The sequence below is a fragment of the Micromonospora carbonacea genome, assembly GCF_014205165.1.
In the GTDB taxonomy this organism is placed as follows: domain Bacteria; phylum Actinomycetota; class Actinomycetes; order Mycobacteriales; family Micromonosporaceae; genus Micromonospora; species Micromonospora carbonacea.
This window is the reverse complement of sequence record NZ_JACHMZ010000001.1, coordinates 6041339-6058000: the sequence shown is the minus strand read 5'-3', so window position 1 is coordinate 6058000 and position 16662 is coordinate 6041339. Positions and strand designations below refer to the sequence as shown.

The following is a 16662-nucleotide window of genomic DNA, read 5'->3' as shown; positions in this document are numbered from 1 at the left end:
TGGTCGCGCCGCCGTCGTCGGTCATCCGGCCATCCTGCCAGGCTGCGGCCGGCCCGACCGACCCGTTTACCGCGGCCGACCCCGCCGCGGCGGCTCCGGGTGGGCCAGCTTGGCCGCGATGCGCTCCGGCTTCGGCCAGCGCACCGCCCACGCGGCCCCGGTCCGCTCCAACAGCCAGATCACCCGGGCCGAGATGTCGACCTGCCCGCGCAGCACGCCGTGCCGGGCGCTCGTCGGCTCGGCGTGGTGCAGGTTGTGCCAGCTCTCGCCGAACGACAGGATCGCCAGGGGCCAGAAGTTGGTCGCCCGGTCGCCCTGGCGCATCGCGAACGGCCGCTCGCCGTAGACGTGGCAGACCGAGTTGATCGACCAGGTCACGTGGTGCAGCAGCGAGATCCGCACCAGCCCGCCCCAGAACAGCGCCGTCAGCGCGCCCCGCCACGACCAGGTGAGCAGGCCGCCCATCAGCGCCGGGCCGAGCACCGTCACCACCACCAGCACCGGGAAGAGCCGGTCCACCCGGCGGGTCGCCCGGTCGGCGAGCAGGTCCGGGGCGAACCGCTCCCGGTTGGACAGTTCCCGGCCGAACAGCCAGCCGACGTGCGCGTGGAACAGCCCCTTCGCCAGCCCCCGGATGCTCTGGCCGAACCGCCACGGCGAGTGCGGGTCGCCGTCGAGGTCGGCGAACGCGTGGTGCCGGCGGTGGTCGGCGACCCACTGGATGATCTCGCCCTGCACCGCGAGGGAACCCGCCACCGCCAGCGCCACCCGCAGCCACGGCCGAGCCCGGAAGGAGCCGTGGGTGAAGTAGCGGTGGTAGCCGACCGTGATGCCCAGCCCCGAGACGACGTACCAGAACCCGGCGACCGCCACGTCGGTCCAGCCCAGCCAGCCGCCCCAGGCGACCGGCAGCGCGGCGAGCAGGGCCAGGAACGGGACGACCACGAACGCCCACAGGGCGACCAGGATGCCCCGCGACTGCGGGCCCTGGGTCAGCGGCTTCGGACCGGTGGGGCGGGGCTCGGTCAGAGCGGTCGACATGGCACCTCGCAGCGGGACGACGGAGATCACGAAGTTACGCCTACGTCACCGTAACTTAGGGCGTCGGGGAACGCGCGAGACAGTTCCCGGCATGGATGCGTGGTGTGTCGTACGCCCGTCCTAACCTGCTGTTCGTGGACGACTTCCAGCTCTTGGGCGACTCCCGGGCGGCAGAGGTCCGCCGACTGCGCACCGTCGAACAGCTCAGCGTGCGCGAGATCCGGGCCCGCACCGGCCTCGGCCGCAACCGCGTCCAGGAGTTGCTGCGCGGGGTGCCCGACATCGCGGCCCGGCTCGGCGTGGCGACGTCGACCGCGTACCGCTGGGTCCAGGGCGTGCCGTGGGAGCCCGACGCCGAGGCGGCCCGCGAGCGGCGCCGGGCGATGACCGACGCCCAGCGACCCGACGCTGGTCGAGGTCTTCCTCCGCTTCGTCGAGGCGATGGGTGTGCCCCGCGGGGCGCTGTCGTTCCGGGTGAGCATCCACGAGTCCGCGGACGCTTCGGAGGCGGTCCGGTGGTGGGCGGAGCGGGTGGGGGTGCCCGTCGACGACTTCCGGCCCGTCTCGCTCAAGCGGCACCGGCCCGCGACGGTCCGGCGCAATACCGGCGACGGCTATCGCGGCTGCCTGACGGTGGAGGTGCCCAGATCGCGGCGGCTCTACTGGAAGATCGAAGGGATCATGGCGGGAATGGGCGCTGGCGTGGAAGCTGTGGGGCGCTAAGGTGTACTAGTCCGGCCAACCGATTGGTTTGTCCGTTTTAGACCGTCCCGGGTCGTCTAATGGCAGGACGTCAGGTTTTGGTCCTGATTATAGGGGTTCGAATCCTCTCCCGGGAGCTTCCGCTGTATCGCCGTCCTCGCGTGGTTAGCATGGCCGCGAGACTGTCGCCGTCCCGACGGGAGCCACGTCGTGTCCCAGCCCCACCTCCGCACCGTCGTCGTGCTCGCCGCCGGGGAGGGCAAGCGGATGAAGTCGGCGCTGCCCAAGGTGCTGCATCCCCTGCTCGGCCGGACCCTGCTCGGCCACGTGCTCACCGCCACCGGCCCCCTGCGGGCGGAGCGGACCGTCGTCGTGGTCGGCCACGGCGCGGACCGGGTCCGGGCGCACCTGGCCGAGGTCGCCCCGGAGGCCGTCCCGGTGCTCCAGGCCGAGCAGCGCGGCACCGGCCACGCGGTCCGGATCGCCCTCGACGCCGTCGCCGACGCCGACGGGACCGTGGTCGTGATCAACGGGGACGTGCCGCTGCTGCGCCCCGAGACGGTCGCCGCGCTGGTGGACGCGCACGAGTCGGCCGGTGCGGCGGCGACCGTGCTCGCCGCCGAGGTGCCCGACCCGACCGGGCTCGGGCGGATCGTCCGGGACGAAGCGGGCCGGCTGCGGCAGATCGTCGAGGAGCGCGACGCCACCGCCGAGCAGCGGGCGCTGCGGGAGATCAACGCCGGCAGCTACGCGTTCGACGCGGTGCGGCTGCGCGACGCGCTGGGCAAGCTCTCCACCGACAACGACCAGGGCGAGGAATACCTGACGGACGTCTTCGCCCTGCTGGTCTCCGCCGATGAGCCGGTCGGGGTGCACGTGGCGACCGACCACGTGGAGACGCTGGGCTGCAACGACCGGGTCGAGTTGGCGGCGCTGCGCCGGCTGCTGCGCGACCGGGTCAACGAGGCGTGGATGCGCACCGGGGTGAGCATCCTGGACCCGGCGACGACGTGGATCGACGTGACGGTGGCGGTGGACCGGGACGCGGTGATCGACCAGAACACGCAGCTGCGCGGCCGGACGGTGGTGGGCGCGGAGGCGGTGGTGGGCCCGGACGTGACGCTGATCGACACGGTGGTCGGGCCGGGGGCGACGGTGCTGCGCAGCCACGCCGTCGACGCCGAGGTCGGCGCGGGGGCCAGCGTCGGGCCGTACGCGTACCTGCGGCCGGCGGCGCGGCTGGCCGAGAAGGCCAAGGTCGGCACGTTCGTCGAGGTGAAGAACTCCGAGGTCGGGGCGGGCGCGAAGGTGCCGCACCTGTCGTACGTGGGTGACGCGACGATCGGGGCGCGGGCCAACATCGGCGCGGCGACGATCTTCGTGAACTACGACGGGGTCAACAAGCACCGCACGACGGTCGGGGAGGCGGCCTTCATTGGCTGCGACACCAGCCTGATCGCCCCGGTGGAGGTGGGGCCGGGCGCGTACGTCGCGGCGGGCAGCGCGATCAGCCAGAACGTGCCGCCGGGGGCGCTCGGGGTGACCCGCGCGCCGCAGCGCAGCATCGAGGGGTGGGTGGCCCGGAGGCGGGCCGGCACGGCGTCGGCGGAGGCGGCGGAGCGCGCTTTGCGGGCTGCGGCGGAGGATGCTCCTGGGGCATAGTGGGGCGCAAGGGAAGGTGAGGCAATCCACGAGGGCGCCGAGGCGGTTCGGGGGCCGCCAGGCGGGGGAGATACTGCAAACCCACTAGTCCCCGGCCCCACACCGCAGCCGGGCACACCGACCAACGGGAGCAGACGGGCCCATGGGCAGCATCGTCGCCGAAAACCGCAAGAGCCTGATGCTCTTCTCCGGACGTGGTTTCCCGGACTTGGCCAGGGAGATCGGTGAGGTCCTCGGCGTCGCGCCGACGCCCGCCGACGCGTACGAGTTCGCCAACGGTGAGATCTTCGTGCGCTTCAAGGACTCGGTACGCGGTTCGGACGCCTTCGTGGTGCAGTCCGTGACGCACGGGGTCAACACCTGGGTCATGGAGACCCTGATCATGGTGGATGCGCTGAAGCGTGGGTCGGCCAAGCGGATCACCGTGGTCCTGCCGTTCTACCCGTACTCGCGGCAGGACAAGAAGCACCGTGGCCGGGAGCCGATCTCGGCGCGGCTGGTGGCGGATCTGCTGAAGACGGCGGGGGCGAACCGCATCCTGACGGTGGACCTGCACACCGCGCAGATCCAGGGATTCTTCGACGGCCCGGTGGACCACCTGTTCGCGATGGACGTGCTGGCCGAGTACGTGGAGCGCAAGTTCGCCGGGCGGCCGATGACGGTGGTGGCGCCGGACTCGGGCCGGGTGCGGGTGGCGGAGCGGTGGACCGACCGGCTGGGCGGTTGCCCGCTGGCGTTCATCCACAAGACGCGGGATCCGTTGAAGCCGAACCAGGTGGTCGCGAACCGGGTGGTCGGTGAGGTCGAGGGCCGGGTGTGCCTGATCGTCGACGACATGATCGACACCGGTGGGACGATCGCCAAGGCCGCCGACATCCTGCGGGAGTCGGGCGCGGCGGAGATCGTGGTGGCGTCGACCCACGCGCTGCTGTCGGATCCGGCGACCGAGCGGCTGAAGAACAGCCCGATCACCGAGGTCGTGGTGACGAACACGCTGCCGCTGCCGCCGGAGAAGCAGCTCGACAAGATCACGGTGCTGTCGATCGCGCCGCTGCTGGCCCGGGCGATCCGGGAGGTCTTCGACGACGGCTCGGTGACGACCCTCTTCGGTGGCCTGAGCTGAGGTGGGCACCCCGCGCCGGCCACCGGGACGGTGGCCGGCGCGGTCCGGTGTTGGGCGTTTTCACTCCTGACAGCGGGCGGGGCGGGGACTGCCGTCGGGCGCGTATTCAGCTCGGGTAGACTGTTGCGGTTGCCACGGCGAGGGTGCCCGGCGGGCCGCTGAAAAGCACCGCACGGAGGCACCGTGATCGACGCGGTGCTCCGGGCAGTCGTTCATGACGCATGAGCCCCAGCGAGCCCCCTCGCCCCAGCACCGCAAGACGACAAGCCGCCGCAGCGAAAAGCATCAGGAGTTTCCCCGTGTCCGAGGTAAAGATCAGCGCCGAGCCCCGTACCGAGTTCGGCAAGGGTGGTGCCCGTCGTACCCGCCGGGCCGGCATGGTGCCCGCCGTGCTGTACGGCCACGGCGAGAAGCCGAAGCACATCGCGCTGCCCGCGCGTGAGTTCGCCGCCGCGATCCGTAAGGGCGGCGCCAACCAGTTGTTCGCGATCGAGGTCAGCGACGGCACGCAGGTGCTGGCGCTGCCGAAGGCGATCCAGCGTGACCCGATCAAGGACAGCTTCGAGCACGTCGACCTGCTGCTGGTCCGCCGTGGCGAGAAGGTCACCGTCGAGGTCCCGGTCCAGCTGACCGGCGAGGCCGCGAAGGACACCCTGATCGTGCACGACCACGACACCCTCTCGGTGACCGCCGACGCCACCAAGGTGCCGGACCACCTGGAGGCGTCGATCGAGGGCCTGGAGGCCGGCACGCAGGTCACCGCCGCCGACGTGGAGCTGCCGTCGGGCGTCGAGCTGGCCGCCGACCCGGAGCTGTCGGTCGCCGCCGTGACCGCCGCCCCGACCGCCGAGCAGCTGGAGGCCACGCTGCCCGAGGTCGAGGCCCCCGCCGAGGAGGCCGAGGCCGGCGAGGAGACCGCCGAGGGTGCCGAGGCGCCGGCCGCCGAGGGCGAGGAGGCCCCGGCCGAGGCGAAGACCGAGGCCTGACCGGTCTGTTTTTCCGTGCGACAGGCGCCCCCGACCCCGGGGGCGCCTGTCGTCGTATCGGGACCGGGTCTGAGCTGGCCGCCGGGTGCGGCGGCGGAGCGGGAGGGGTGTGGCGTGACGGACGAGGCGGGGCCGTGGCTGGTGGTCGGCCTGGGGAACCCGGGCCGGGAGTACGCGGGCAACCGGCACAACGTGGGCTTCATGGTGGCCGAGCTGCTGGCCGCCCGGGTGAGCGGGAAGTTCGGCCGGCACCGGCGGGCGGTGGCCGAGGTGGCCGAGGGGCGGCTGGGGCTGGGCGGGCCGAAGCTGGTGCTGATGAAGCCGCTGACGTACATGAACCTCTCCGGGGGGCCGGTGGCCGGGTTGGCGCAGTTCCACAAGGTGCCGCCGGGCCGGGTGATCGCGGTCCACGACGAGCTGGACATCGGCTACGGGCAGGTGCGGGTCAAGTGCGGCGGCGGCGAGGGCGGGCACAACGGGCTGCGTTCGATGTCGAAGTCGCTGGGGACGAAGGACTACGTGCGGGTGCGGTTCGGCATCGGTCGGCCGCCGGGGCGGCAGGACCCGGCCGACTACGTGCTGTCGGACTTCTCCGCCGCCGAGCGCAAGGAGCTGGAGTTCCTGGTGGACCGGGCGGCGGACGTGGTCGAGTCGGTGGTCACCCGGGGTGTGGAGCCGACCCAGAACCTGTATCACGGGGCCTGAGCCGGGCGGGGCGGCACGGCGGGCGGTCGTGCGGCCGGTAGTCTGCGCCTTTCCGGCGGACCGCGGCCGGCAGGTGGGCGTGGCCGGCAGGTGGGCGTGGCCCGTGGGGCGGGTCGCGGCGAGGCGACGGGAGCGAGTGGTGGGCAGTCCTCCGATGATCGACGGCGCGTTCGCCCGGTGGCTGGCGACCCAGGCCGGGCAGGCGTTGCTGGCCGTGCGGGCCGAGTTGGGGTTCGCCGACCCGGGGGCGTTGCGGTCGGCGGGGGACAAGGTCTCGCACGACCTGATCCGCACCGAGCTGGCGAAGTGGCGGCCGGGGGACGCGGTCTGTTCGGAGGAGGACGAGGGGTCGCGGCTGGCGTGGGCGGCCGAGGTGAGCGCCGGGGCGGTGTCCCGGCTGACCGCCGACCGGGTGTGGATCATCGACCCGTTGGACGGGACCCGGGAGTTCTCCGAGGAGGGCCGTTCGGACTGGGCGGTGCACGTGGCGCTGTGGGCGCGCACCGCGTCGACGCCGCACCGCCTGGTGGCGGGCGCGGTGGGGTTGCCGGCGCAGCACCGGGTGCTGGGCACGGACCTGCCACCGGCGTACCCGCCGATGACCCTGGAGGCGGCGACCTCGGACGGCGGAAGGACCATCCGGTTGGCGGCCAGTCGTAGCCGTCCGCCGGTTTTCCTGACCGATCTGGCGGAGGATGTGGGCGCTCATCTGGTGCCGATGGGCTCGGCGGGGGCGAAGATCGCCGCTGTGGTGACGGGTGAGGTCGACGCGTACGTCCACGCGGGCGGCCAGTACGAGTGGGACTCGGCCGCTCCGGTGGCTGTGGCGACGGCCACCGGCCTGCATGCTTCCCGGATCGACGGTTCTGCGCTGAAATACAACGAGGCCGACCCGCGCCTGCCGGATCTGCTGGTCTGCCGCAAGGATCTCGCCAGCCGGTTGCTTGCAGCGCTGCAGAGGCATTCCGGGTAGCCTGAGCAGTCTTCTTTACGTGTCCGACCGGAAAGGTCTGGAATCCATGAGCGCAGCCGAGCGGATCGAGGCCGGGTCATGACCGCCCCCGCCGCGTACCAGGTCTCCCACCTCGACGCCCTGGAGGCGGAGAGCATCTTCGTGATGCGTGAGGTGGTTGCGGAGATGGAGCGGCCGGTGCTGCTCTTCTCGGGTGGTAAGGATTCGATCGTGATGTTGCGGTTGGCGCAGAAGGCGTTTGCGCCGGCGAGTGTGCCGTTTCCGGTGATGCATGTGGATACGGGGCACAACTTTCCCGAGGTGTTGGAGTATCGGGATCGTCGGGTGGCGGAGTTGGGGTTGCAGTTGATCGTGGCGTCGGTGCCGGAGGCGTTGGCGCGGGGGTTGGTGCGGGAGTCCGGGGACGGGATGCGGAACCGGATCCAGACGCCGGTGTTGTTGGACGCGGTGGAGAAGCACCGGTTCGACGCGTTGTTTGGTGGGGCGCGTCGGGATGAGGAGAAGGCGCGGGCGAAGGAGCGGGTGTTCTCGTTCCGGGACGAGTTCGGGCAGTGGGATCCGAAGAACCAGCGGCCGGAGTTGTGGTCGTTGTACAACGGTCGGCATCATCCGGGTGAGTCGATCCGGGTGTTCCCGTTGTCGAACTGGACCGAGTTGGATGTGTGGCACTACATCGCGCGGGAGCGGATTCCGTTGCCGTCGATCTATTTCGCGCATGAGCGTGAGGTGGTGGAACGCGACGGGATGTTGTATGCGGTGAACGAGTTCTTCACCCCTCGGGCGGGTGAGGAACGGTTCGTGGAGGTGGTGCGGTACCGGACGGTGGGGGATGCGTCGTGTACGGCGGCGGTGCGGTCGGACGCGGCGAGTGTGGCGGCGGTGATCGAGGAGGTGGCCGCGACGCGGGTCACCGAGCGGGGTGCGACGCGGGGCGACGACCGGGTCAGTGAGGCCGCCATGGAGGACCGGAAGCGGGAGGGGTACTTCTGATGAGCATCGACATGGCGCCGGTCGAGGTGGAGGCGCGGCCGATGGACCTGTTGCGGTTCGCGACGGCCGGGAGTGTGGACGACGGTAAGTCGACGTTGATCGGCCGGTTGTTGTATGACACGAAGTCGTTGTTCACCGATCAGTTGGCGGCGGTGGAGGCGGTGTCGGCGGCGCGGGGGGACGAGTACACGAACCTGGCGTTGTTGACCGACGGGTTGCGGGCGGAGCGGGAGCAGGGCATCACGATCGACGTGGCGTACCGGTACTTCGCGACGCCGCGGCGGAAGTTCATCATCGCGGACACGCCGGGTCACATTCAGTACACGCGGAACATGGTGACGGGGGCGTCGACGGCGGACCTGGCGTTGATCCTGGTGGACGCGCGTAAGGGCCTGGTGGAGCAGTCGCGGCGGCACGCGTTCCTGTGTTCGTTGTTGCGGGTGCCGCACCTGGTGTTGTGTGTGAACAAGATGGACCTGGTCGACTTCGACCGGGAGGTGTTCGAGGCGATCGCGGACGAGTTCACGGCGTTCGCGGCGAAGCTGGACGTGCCGGACCTGACGGTGGTGCCGGTGTCGGCGCTGCGGGGGGACAACATCGTGTCCCGGTCGGAGGACATGCCGTGGTATGAGGGGCCGTCGTTGCTGCACCATCTGGAGCGGGTGCACATCGCCTCGGACCGGAACCTGCAGGACGTGCGGTTCCCGGTGCAGTACGTGATCCGGCCGCAGTCCACCACGGTGACCGACTACCGGGGGTATGCCGGTCAGGTCGCCTCGGGCGTGTTGAAGGCCGGTGACGAGGTGATGGTGTTGCCGTCGGGGTTCACCTCGCGCATCGCCGCGGTGGAGACCGCCGACGGGCCGGTGGAGGAGGCGTTCCCCCCGATGTCGGTCACCGTGCGGCTGGAAGACGAGATCGACATCTCCCGTGGAGACATGATCTGCCGGCCGCACAACGCCCCGGCGGTGGCGCAGGACATCGAGGCGATGGTCTGCTGGATGGACGAAACCCGCCCCCTGACCGTCGGCGGCCGCTACGCCATCAAGCACACCACCCGCTCCGCGCGGGCCATCGTGCGGGGCCTGCACTACCGCCTCGACATCAACTCCCTGCACCGCGACGAAACCGCCACCGAGCTGAAGCTCAACGAGATCGGCCGGGTGCGGCTGCGCACCACGATCCCGCTGCTGGCGGACGAGTACCGCCGCAACCGCACCACCGGCGGCTTTGTGATCATCGACGAGGCCACCAACCGCACCGTCGGCGCGGGCATGATCGTCGAGGCCGCCTGAGCCTCTTCCCGGCCCCCGCCGGTGCCCGGCGGACGCCGCCCGGCGTTGTTAACAGGGGCCCCTTGCTATGCAGAATGCGTTAACAAGGGGCCCTTCCTTACAGGCGGTGGGCGCCGGGGGCCGGGGTGGCCAGGTGGAAGCCGGGGGCGCGGAAGCCGCGCTCGGCGTACCGGGTGGTGACGGCGTCGGCCACCGCGTCGGCGCGGTCGGCGTCGACCAGGGCGAGGACGCAGCCGCCGAAGCCGCCGCCGGTCATCCGTGCCCCGTACGCCCCGGCGGCGAGGGCCGCCTCGACCGCCGTGTCGACCTCCGGCACGGTGATCTCGAAGTCGTCGCGCATCGACGCGTGGGAGGCGGTCAGCAGCGGCCCGATGTCGCGTACCCGGCCGGCGCGCAGCAGCGCCACGGCGTCGAGCACCCGCTGGTCCTCGGTGACGACGTGCCGGACGCGGCGGCGGGTCTCGTCGTCGTCGAGGCGGGCGAGGGCGTCGTCGAGGTCGGCGGCGGCCACGTCGCGCAGGGCGGGCACCCCGAGCAGCCCGGCGGCCTTCTCGCAGGCGGCGCGGCGGGAGGCGTACTCGCCGTCGGCGTGCCGGTGCGGGGCCCGGCTGTCGATCACCAGCACGGCCAGCCCGGCGGCGGCCAGGTCGAACGGGATGTGCTCGACGGCCTCGGTGCGGCAGTCGAGGAAGAGGGCGTGGCCGGCGCGGCAGCGGATCGCCGCGGACTGGTCCATGATCCCGGTGGGCGCGCCGACGTAGGCGTTCTCGGCCCGCTGGGCGAGCCGGGGCCGCCCCTCGGCCGGCAGGTCCAGCCCGCCGAGGTCGACGAGGGCGGCCAGCACGGCGGCCTCCAGCGCGGCCGACGACGACAGCCCGGAGCCGAGCGGCACGTCGGAGGCGACGGCCAGCCGCGCCCCGGGCACCGGGTGCCCGGCCTCGCGCAGCGCCCACACCACCCCGGCGACGTACGCGGCCCAGCCGGTGACCCGGCCGGGGGCGGCCACCTCGTCGCCGCCGAACCCGACCTGGTCGCCGGTGAGCTCCGACCAGACCGTCCAGCGGCCGTCGTCGGCGGGGGCGGCGGCGGCGACGGTGCGCAGCGGCAGCGCGAACGGCAGCACGAAGCCGTCGTTGTAGTCGGTGTGCTCACCGATCAGGTTGACCCGGCCGGGCGCCGCCCAGCGGCCGGCGGCCGGTGCGCCGTACCGCTGGTGGAAGCCGGCGGCGGCCCGGTCGGCGACGTCCCCGGCCGGCGCGGGCGAGGGGTGCGCGGGGTCGGTCACGGGCGCTCCAGGATGTGCGTGCGGTAGAAGGCCCAGGCGTCGCCGACCATGTCGTGCAGGGTCGGCTTCTCGGGCGTCCAGCCCAGCTCCTCGCGGGCCAGGGCGGAGGAGGCGACCAGCTCGGCCGGGTCGCCCTCGCGGCGCGGGGCCACCTCGACCGGCAGCGGCCGGCCGGTGACCTCGCGGACCACGTCGACGACCTGCCGGTTGGTGAACCCGGCGCCGTTGCCCAGGTTGTAGACGCGGTGCCGGCCGGGCGCGGCGGCGGTGAGCGCCAGCAGGTGGGCGCGGGCCAGGTCCTCGACGTGGATGTAGTCGCGCACGCAGGTGCCGTCGACGGTGGGGTAGTCGTCGCCGAAGAGCTGGAGCTTCTCCCGCCGGCCGGCGGCGACGTCGAGGGCGATCGGGATGAGGTGGGTCTCCGGGTCGTGCCGCTCGCCGATGGCGACGTCGCCGCGCAGGTACGCCCCGGCGACGTTGAAGTAGCGCAGGGACACGGCGGCCAGGTCGTGCCCGATCGCCTCGGAGGTGAGCGCCATGTCCACGGCCAGCTTGGTGGCCCCGTACGTGTTGGTGGGGGCCTTGACGGCGGTCTCCGGAATGGGCAGCTCGGTCGGGTTGCCGTAGACGGCGGCGGTGGAGGAGAAGACCATCCGGGGCACCCGCGCGGCCCGGACGGCGTCGATCAGGGCGAGCGAGCCGACCGTGTTGTTCTGCCAGTACAGCTCGGGCCGGACCATGGACTCGCCGGCGGCGATGAGGGCGGCGAAGTGCAGCACCCCGTCGAAGCCCGCCTCGGGGGTGAGCACCCGGGCCGCCTCGTGGATGGGCGCGTCGACCCAGGTGGCGTCCGGGGCGAGCGCCTCGCGGTGCCCGGTGCGCAGGTCGTCGAGGACGACGACCTCGTGGCCGGCGTCGACCAGCATCCGGGTCACCACGCTGCCGATGTAGCCGGCGCCGCCGGTGACGAGCAGTTTCACGTCGGGGTCCTCCTGCCTGGCCGCGCCTCGCCGCGGCCGTCCGCGCTCACCCTACGGCGGCCGGCTGTGGCCGCGCCCGGCGTCGCCGCACCGCCATTCCATCACAATCTTTCAGGACTGAACAGATACGCACACCGTCACTCCGGGTGGACGACCTGTGCCGAAGCGTCGCGGGCCCTACGATGAGTTGTCATGCGGGAAGCGGGTGGTCCCGGGCTCCGCCGGCGACCGGTGGGGCGGCTCCGACGCGAACCGGGCCCCCTGGCCCGCGCCGTCGCCCGGCTGGTGGTCCGGGCCGCCGACGGCGCGACCCGGCTGGTCACCGACCTGCTCGGGGCGAGCCCCGCCGCCGGCCGGGAGCGGATCAGCGAGGCCGAGCTGCGGGACCTGGTCGCCGCCAGCACCGTCCTCGACGCCGACGAGCGGCGGATCATCGACGAGGTGCTGGCCGCCGGGGCGAGCCTGGTCCGCGAGGTGATGATGCCCCGCACCGAGGTCGTGTTCCTGTCGGTCGCGATGACCGTCGCCGAGGCGGAGCGGCTGGTCCGGGCCGAGACACACCGCCGCTACCCGGTCGTCGACGGCACCCACGACGACGTGGTCGGCTTCGTGCACCTGCGCGACGTGCTGCTGCGGCCCGACCTCGACCCGGGCGTCACCGTCGGCGAGCTGACCCGGGAGGTCAAGCGGCTGCCCGGCAGCAAGCGGGTGCTGGCCGCGCTGACCGAGATGCGCCGCGAGGGCCACCACCTCGCGGTGGTGGTCGACGAGTACGGCGGCACCGCCGGCATCGTCACCTGCGAGGACCTGATCGAGGAGCTGGTCGGCGAGATCCACGACGAGCACGACGGCGACCCGGAGCCGGAGCCGACCGGCCTGCCCGCCGTGGTCGACGGCCGGCTCAACCTCGCCGACTTCGCCGAGCGCACCGGCGTGCGGCTGGCCGCCGGCCCCTACGAGACCGCCGGGGGGTACGTGATGGCCGCGCTGGGCCGGCTGCCGGTGGTGGGGGACGAGGTGCCGGTGGCCCCGTCGAGCACGGACGGCGGAGACCGGGATCCGGACGACCCGCCCGGCGGGTGGCTGCTGCGGGTGCTCGCGCTGGAGGGCCGCCGGGTGTCCCGGCTCGCGGTCTCCGTGGTGCGCCTGCCCGAGCCGCGACGCGAGGTCACCGGCCCGCTCGCGGTGGCGGAGAGCCGACCCGCCGGCCCGTCATGACGGACGCCGGGGGTTGCTGACAGAATGCCGGCATGTCCGACGTACCCGCCCGCCCCCGCGTGTTCTCCGGCATCCAGCCGACGGCCGACTCGTTCCACCTCGGCAACTACCTGGGCGCGGTGCGGCACTGGGTGGCGTTGCAGGACACCCACGACGCGTTCTACTGCGTGGTCGACCTGCACGCCATCACGGCCGGGCACGACCCCAAGGTGCTGCGGCAGCGCACCCGGGTGGCCGCCGCGCAGCTCTTCGCCGTCGGCCTGGACCCGGAGCGCAGCACGCTGTTCGTCCAGTCGCAGGTGCCCGAGCACTCGCAGCTCGCCTGGGTGCTGGGCTGCATCACCGGCTTCGGCGAGGCCAGCCGGATGACCCAGTTCAAGGACAAGTCGCAGAAGCAGGGCAGCGAGCGCTCCAGCGTCGGCCTGTTCACCTACCCGATCCTCCAGGCCGCCGACATCCTGCTCTACCAGGCGCACGCCGTCCCGGTCGGCGAGGACCAGCGGCAGCACCTGGAGCTGTCCCGCGACCTGGCGCAGCGGTTCAACTCGCAGTTCGGCAAGACGTTCGTCGTGCCCGCGCCGCACATCGTCAAGGACACCGCGAAGATCACCGACCTACAGGACCCGACGGCCAAGATGTCGAAGTCGTCGTCCTCGCCGACCGGCATCATCGACCTGCTGGAAGACCCGGCCCGCTCGGCCAAGAAGATCCGCTCGGCGGTCACCGACACCGGCCGGGAGATCGTCTTCGACGCCGAGACCAAGCCGGGCGTGTCCAACCTGCTCACGATCTACTCCGCGCTGACCGGCCGCAGCGTCGACGACCTGGTCGCCGCGTACGCGGGGCGGGGCTACGGCGACCTGAAGAAGGACCTGGGCGAGGTGGTCCGGGAGTTCGTCACGCCGATCCAGGAGCGCACCCGGGCCTACCTCGACGACCCGGCGCAGCTCGACAAGCTGCTCGCGGCCGGCGCGGAGAAGGCCCGCGCGGTCGCCTCGGCGACGCTGCACGAGACGTACGAGCGGGTCGGGTTCCTCCCGCCGGTCCGCTTCGGCTGACCGCCCGGCGCGACGGTGCGGGTGGAGACGGGCGGGTCGGTGGCCGGAGGGGTGGCGCGGAGCGTGGATCGCAGGGACGGGGCGCCGCAGGCCGGCGACACCATCCAGATCGGGATCGCGGTGGACATCCCGGAGCCGTGGGGCGGCCTGCTCACCCGGCGGCGGGTCGAGGCCGGCGACCCCCTCGTGGTGCCCGCGCACGTGACACTGCTCGGGCCCACCGAGATTCCGACGGCGGCGCTGCCGGCGGTCGAGCGGCACCTCGCCGGGGTGGCCGCCACGCACCTGCCGTTCACCCTGCACCTGCGGGGCACCGGCACGTTCCGCCCGGTGACGCAGGTGGTGTTCGTGGCGGTGGCCGCCGGGATCAGCGAGTGCGAGCTGCTCGCCGCCGCGATCAACTCGGCCCCCGAGCTGCACCGGGAGGCCCGGTTCCCCTACCACCCGCACGTCACGGTGGCGCAGGACGTCGCGCCGGAGGCGCTGGACCGGGCGTACGAGGACCTGGCCGACTTCTCGGCGATGTTCGAGGTCGACTCGTTCACGCTCTTCTCGCACAGCGGTCAGACCCGGTGGCAGCCGCGCCGGGACTTCCTGCTCGGCGTGTCCTGAGCCGGCGACGCTCTCCCGTGCGGGCGGCGGATCGGCGAGGATGACGGCGTGGAGGTCTTCGGGCGGATCGAGGCCGGCATCGACCGGCGGGTGAGCGCGGCGCGTCGCCGGTCGCGGACCTTCGACCACCTGTGGCGGGCCGGCAACCTCTACGCGGAGGTGCTCGGCGGGCGGCTGGCGGCGGCGATCGCCTACTACGGCTTCTTCGCGGTCTTCGCGCTGGCCCTGGTCGCGTACTCGATCTTCGGGGCGATCCTGGAGGACAACGACGAGGTCAGCGACGCGGCGGCCGGCTTCCTCAAGGAGAACCTCCCCTTCCTCGACCCGGCGCAGATCGCCCAGAGCAGCAACACGGTCGGGGTGGTGGGCCTGGTCATCCTGGTCTTCACCGGGATCGGCTGGGTGGAGGCGATCCGCTCGTCGCAGCGGCTGATGTACGGGCTCAACCAGCAGCCCGGCAACCTGGTGGTGCGCCGGCTGGTCGACCTGGGCGTGCTGGTGGGGGTGTTCGTCCTGCTCGGCCTGTCGGTGGCCGCCGTGGACGCGCTGGAGTCGCTGCTGCGCTTCCTGCTGCGCAGCACCGGCTCGGTGGGGCTGACCATGATCAGTGCCGTGCTCAGCGTGCTGGTCAACGCGGTGCTGGCCGCCGCCCTGCTGGTGGCGGTGCCCCGGCTGCGGATGAGCCGCCGCCGGCTGCGCCCGGTGGTGTTCGCCGTGGCGGTGGGCATCACCCTGCTCAACACGGTCGGGCGGTTCTACGTGGTGCGCACCGAGCGGAACCCGGCTTACACGGTCGTGGCGGGGGCGGTCGGCCTGCTGCTCTACCTCTACCTGCTCAACCAGCTCGTGCTGTTCGGCGCGGCGCTCGCCGCGACCAGCCCGTACGGCCGGGTGGTGGACCTGGCCGAGGGGGCGGCGCCGGCCGACCTCGACGCCGAGGCCGACGCCGACACCGGTCCGGGCACGCCCGGCGGGGCGGGATGACCCGCGCAACGTTCGGCTGATTCGGGCGGATGCCCCACCCGGGAACGTGAGGGCCGGGCCATGATGGGCGCGTGGGCGCACTCGTGACGTTGGACCTGCCGGACGACTCGCCGATGCTCGGCCTGCCGTGGATCATCACGTTCGGCCCGCTCGACGACGTCGACGAGTGGGAGCCGGTGGTCTGCGGCCCCTACGAGCGCCCGCACGCGCTGGCCCTCGCCGAGTCGGTGGTGGCCGAGGAACAGCTCATGGCCGTGGTGGAGCCCCTGGTGCCCGCCCTGTCGCCCGACGAGATCCGCGGCGAGATCGCCGCCGCCCGCATCGCCGCCTCCGACGAGGCGGCCCGGATCGAGGCGTCCGACCTCTACGGTGACTTCGACGACGTGATCGACGACGAGCTGGAGGCCGCCGCCGAGGCGGCCGGGGAGCCGGCCGGGCCCCGTCCCGCGCCCGCCGAGGCCGAGCTGCGGGCCGGCTTCGCCCGCATCGCCAAGCTGCTCACCGAGAAGGGGAGCTGAGCCGGCCGCCGGCCCGGTCGGGCGGGGTGCCCGCCGCCCTGCCGCTCAGTGCGTGCCGCCCAGGTTGAGCACGACCACCCCGGCGATGACGAGCGCCACGCCGACGACCTTCGTCACGCTGAGCGGCTCGCCGAGGAAGGCCGCCCCGACCGCGACGATCGCCGCCGTGCCCAGCCCGGACCACATCGCGTACGCGACGCCGACCGGGATGTCCCGCACCGCGAGCGAGAGCAGCCCGAACGCCGCCAGGTAGGCAACCGCCAGCCCGAGCGTCGGCCACAACCGGGTGAACCCGTGCGTCGCCTTGAGCAGGCTCGTCCCGACCACCTCGGACGCGATCGCGAGCACCAGGAACAGATACGCCATGCGGCGATTCTCCCCGCGCCGGTCGCGGCAGACCCCGCGCCGTCCCGGATGGACGTCGGCGCCCCGTGGAGCGGAACTCCACGGGGCGCCGGCGCCACCTTCACCCCCCACCACAAGGGGTCGGCTGTCCTGGCCGCCCGTCGGCGCGCGGCACGACGGACGAC

The 16662-nt window shown here is 72.7% G+C and carries 16 protein-coding genes, 1 tRNA gene and 1 pseudogene; 14 read left to right on the top strand and 4 right to left on the bottom strand.

Annotation, left to right across the window (positions count from 1 at the left end):
- Nucleotides 1-66: 66 nt before the first annotated feature.
- Nucleotides 67-1041 carry an acyl-CoA desaturase gene (locus tag HDA31_RS25180; protein ID WP_178063315.1) on the bottom strand — a complete coding sequence of 325 codons (975 nt, stop codon included), beginning with the start codon at nt 1039-1041 and terminating at the stop codon, nt 67-69.
- 441 nt (nt 1042-1482) lie between these two features.
- Here HDA31_RS25180 and HDA31_RS32600 point away from each other — a divergent pair, with 441 nt between their 5' ends.
- From HDA31_RS32600 to cysN, 9 genes and pseudogenes are all read left to right on the top strand, one after another.
- On the top strand, nt 1483-1764 hold the full coding sequence (locus HDA31_RS32600; protein WP_246384380.1) for a hypothetical protein: 282 nt from the start codon (nt 1483-1485) through the stop codon (nt 1762-1764).
- Between the two features lie 45 nt (nt 1765-1809).
- Nucleotides 1810-1880, top strand: a tRNA-Gln gene (locus HDA31_RS25170).
- A 73-nt stretch (nt 1881-1953) separates the two neighbouring features.
- Nucleotides 1954-3483 (top strand): annotated as a pseudogene (glmU, locus tag HDA31_RS25165) (bifunctional UDP-N-acetylglucosamine diphosphorylase/glucosamine-1-phosphate N-acetyltransferase GlmU); the annotation flags it as partial.
- A gap of 64 nt (nt 3484-3547) precedes the next feature.
- On the top strand, nt 3548-4528 hold the full coding sequence (locus tag HDA31_RS25160; protein WP_178063316.1) for a ribose-phosphate diphosphokinase: 981 nt from the start codon (nt 3548-3550) through the stop codon (nt 4526-4528).
- A 299-nt stretch (nt 4529-4827) separates the two neighbouring features.
- Nucleotides 4828-5514 carry a 50S ribosomal protein L25/general stress protein Ctc gene (locus tag HDA31_RS25155; RefSeq protein ID WP_074477116.1) on the top strand — a complete coding sequence of 229 codons (687 nt, stop codon included), beginning with the start codon at nt 4828-4830 and terminating at the stop codon, nt 5512-5514.
- A 114-nt stretch (nt 5515-5628) separates the two neighbouring features.
- On the top strand, nt 5629-6219 hold the full coding sequence (pth, locus tag HDA31_RS25150; RefSeq protein WP_178063317.1) for an aminoacyl-tRNA hydrolase: 591 nt from the start codon (nt 5629-5631) through the stop codon (nt 6217-6219).
- Between the two features lie 154 nt (nt 6220-6373).
- Nucleotides 6374-7192, top strand: coding sequence for an inositol monophosphatase family protein (locus HDA31_RS25145; RefSeq protein ID WP_178067101.1), 819 nt, complete (start codon nt 6374-6376; stop codon nt 7190-7192).
- A gap of 78 nt (nt 7193-7270) precedes the next feature.
- Nucleotides 7271-8182 carry a sulfate adenylyltransferase subunit CysD gene (gene cysD / locus HDA31_RS25140; RefSeq protein ID WP_178063318.1) on the top strand — a complete coding sequence of 304 codons (912 nt, stop codon included), beginning with the start codon at nt 7271-7273 and terminating at the stop codon, nt 8180-8182.
- Nucleotides 8182-9477 carry a sulfate adenylyltransferase subunit CysN gene (gene cysN, locus HDA31_RS25135; protein ID WP_178063319.1) on the top strand — a complete coding sequence of 432 codons (1296 nt, stop codon included), beginning with the start codon at nt 8182-8184 and terminating at the stop codon, nt 9475-9477. Before cysD ends, cysN begins: the two co-directional genes overlap by 1 nt.
- 97 nt (nt 9478-9574) lie before the next feature.
- On the opposite strand, the gene galK is transcribed toward cysN, so the two are convergent.
- Both galK and galE read right to left on the bottom strand, forming a co-directional pair.
- The gene (gene galK / locus HDA31_RS25130) at nt 9575-10762 is read right to left on the bottom strand and encodes a galactokinase (protein ID WP_178063320.1); all 1188 of its coding nucleotides are present in this window, start codon (nt 10760-10762) and stop codon (nt 9575-9577) included.
- Complete coding sequence (gene galE, locus HDA31_RS25125) at nt 10759-11742, bottom strand: UDP-glucose 4-epimerase GalE (protein WP_178063321.1); 984 nt, start codon at nt 11740-11742, stop codon at nt 10759-10761. The genes galK and galE overlap by 4 nt, the downstream gene beginning before the upstream one ends.
- A 192-nt stretch (nt 11743-11934) precedes the next feature.
- Here galE and HDA31_RS25120 point away from each other — a divergent pair, with 192 nt between their 5' ends.
- The 5 genes from HDA31_RS25120 (at nt 11935) to HDA31_RS25100 (ending at nt 16132) form a co-directional block, all read left to right on the top strand.
- Nucleotides 11935-12960 (top strand): hemolysin family protein, encoded by a 1026-nt coding sequence (locus HDA31_RS25120; RefSeq protein WP_178063322.1) that lies wholly within the window; start codon nt 11935-11937, stop codon nt 12958-12960.
- A 32-nt stretch (nt 12961-12992) separates the two neighbouring features.
- Nucleotides 12993-14018, top strand: a complete 1026-nt coding sequence (trpS, locus tag HDA31_RS25115; protein WP_074476773.1) for a tryptophan--tRNA ligase — start codon at nt 12993-12995, stop codon at nt 14016-14018.
- Nucleotides 14019-14039: 21 nt separating this feature from the next.
- Nucleotides 14040-14630, top strand: a complete 591-nt coding sequence (locus HDA31_RS25110) for a 2'-5' RNA ligase family protein (protein ID WP_074476772.1) — start codon at nt 14040-14042, stop codon at nt 14628-14630.
- Nucleotides 14631-14678: 48 nt separating this feature from the next.
- Entirely contained in the window at nt 14679-15614 is a 936-nt protein-coding gene (locus tag HDA31_RS25105) for a YhjD/YihY/BrkB family envelope integrity protein (protein ID WP_178063323.1), read from the top strand.
- Between the two features lie 71 nt (nt 15615-15685).
- Nucleotides 15686-16132, top strand: a complete 447-nt coding sequence (locus HDA31_RS25100) for a hypothetical protein (protein WP_074476770.1) — start codon at nt 15686-15688, stop codon at nt 16130-16132.
- Nucleotides 16133-16177: 45 nt separating this feature from the next.
- Here HDA31_RS25100 and HDA31_RS25095 read toward each other — a convergent pair whose 3' ends face one another.
- Nucleotides 16178-16498 (bottom strand): DMT family transporter, encoded by a 321-nt coding sequence (locus HDA31_RS25095; protein WP_074476769.1) that lies wholly within the window; start codon nt 16496-16498, stop codon nt 16178-16180.
- Between the last annotated feature and the right edge of the window lie 164 nt (nt 16499-16662).

Excerpts from the sequence above, each read along its gene's own strand:
- trpS (WP_074476773.1), top strand. The coding sequence starts at position 12,993 with ATGTCCGACGTACCCGCCCGCCCCCGCGTGTTCTCCGGCATCCAGCCG.
- cysN (WP_178063319.1), top strand. The coding sequence starts at position 8,182 with ATGAGCATCGACATGGCGCCGGTCGAGGTGGAGGCGCGGCCGATGGAC.
- HDA31_RS32600 (WP_246384380.1), top strand. The coding sequence starts at position 1,483 with ATGGGTGTGCCCCGCGGGGCGCTGTCGTTCCGGGTGAGCATCCACGAG.
- HDA31_RS25095 (WP_074476769.1), bottom strand. The coding sequence starts at position 16,498 with ATGGCGTATCTGTTCCTGGTGCTCGCGATCGCGTCCGAGGTGGTCGGG.
- HDA31_RS25180 (WP_178063315.1), bottom strand. The coding sequence starts at position 1,041 with ATGTCGACCGCTCTGACCGAGCCCCGCCCCACCGGTCCGAAGCCGCTG.
- cysD (WP_178063318.1), top strand. The coding sequence starts at position 7,271 with ATGACCGCCCCCGCCGCGTACCAGGTCTCCCACCTCGACGCCCTGGAG.
- HDA31_RS25160 (WP_178063316.1), top strand. The coding sequence starts at position 3,548 with ATGGGCAGCATCGTCGCCGAAAACCGCAAGAGCCTGATGCTCTTCTCC.
- HDA31_RS25145 (WP_178067101.1), top strand. The coding sequence starts at position 6,374 with ATGATCGACGGCGCGTTCGCCCGGTGGCTGGCGACCCAGGCCGGGCAG.
- HDA31_RS25120 (WP_178063322.1), top strand. The coding sequence starts at position 11,935 with ATGCGGGAAGCGGGTGGTCCCGGGCTCCGCCGGCGACCGGTGGGGCGG.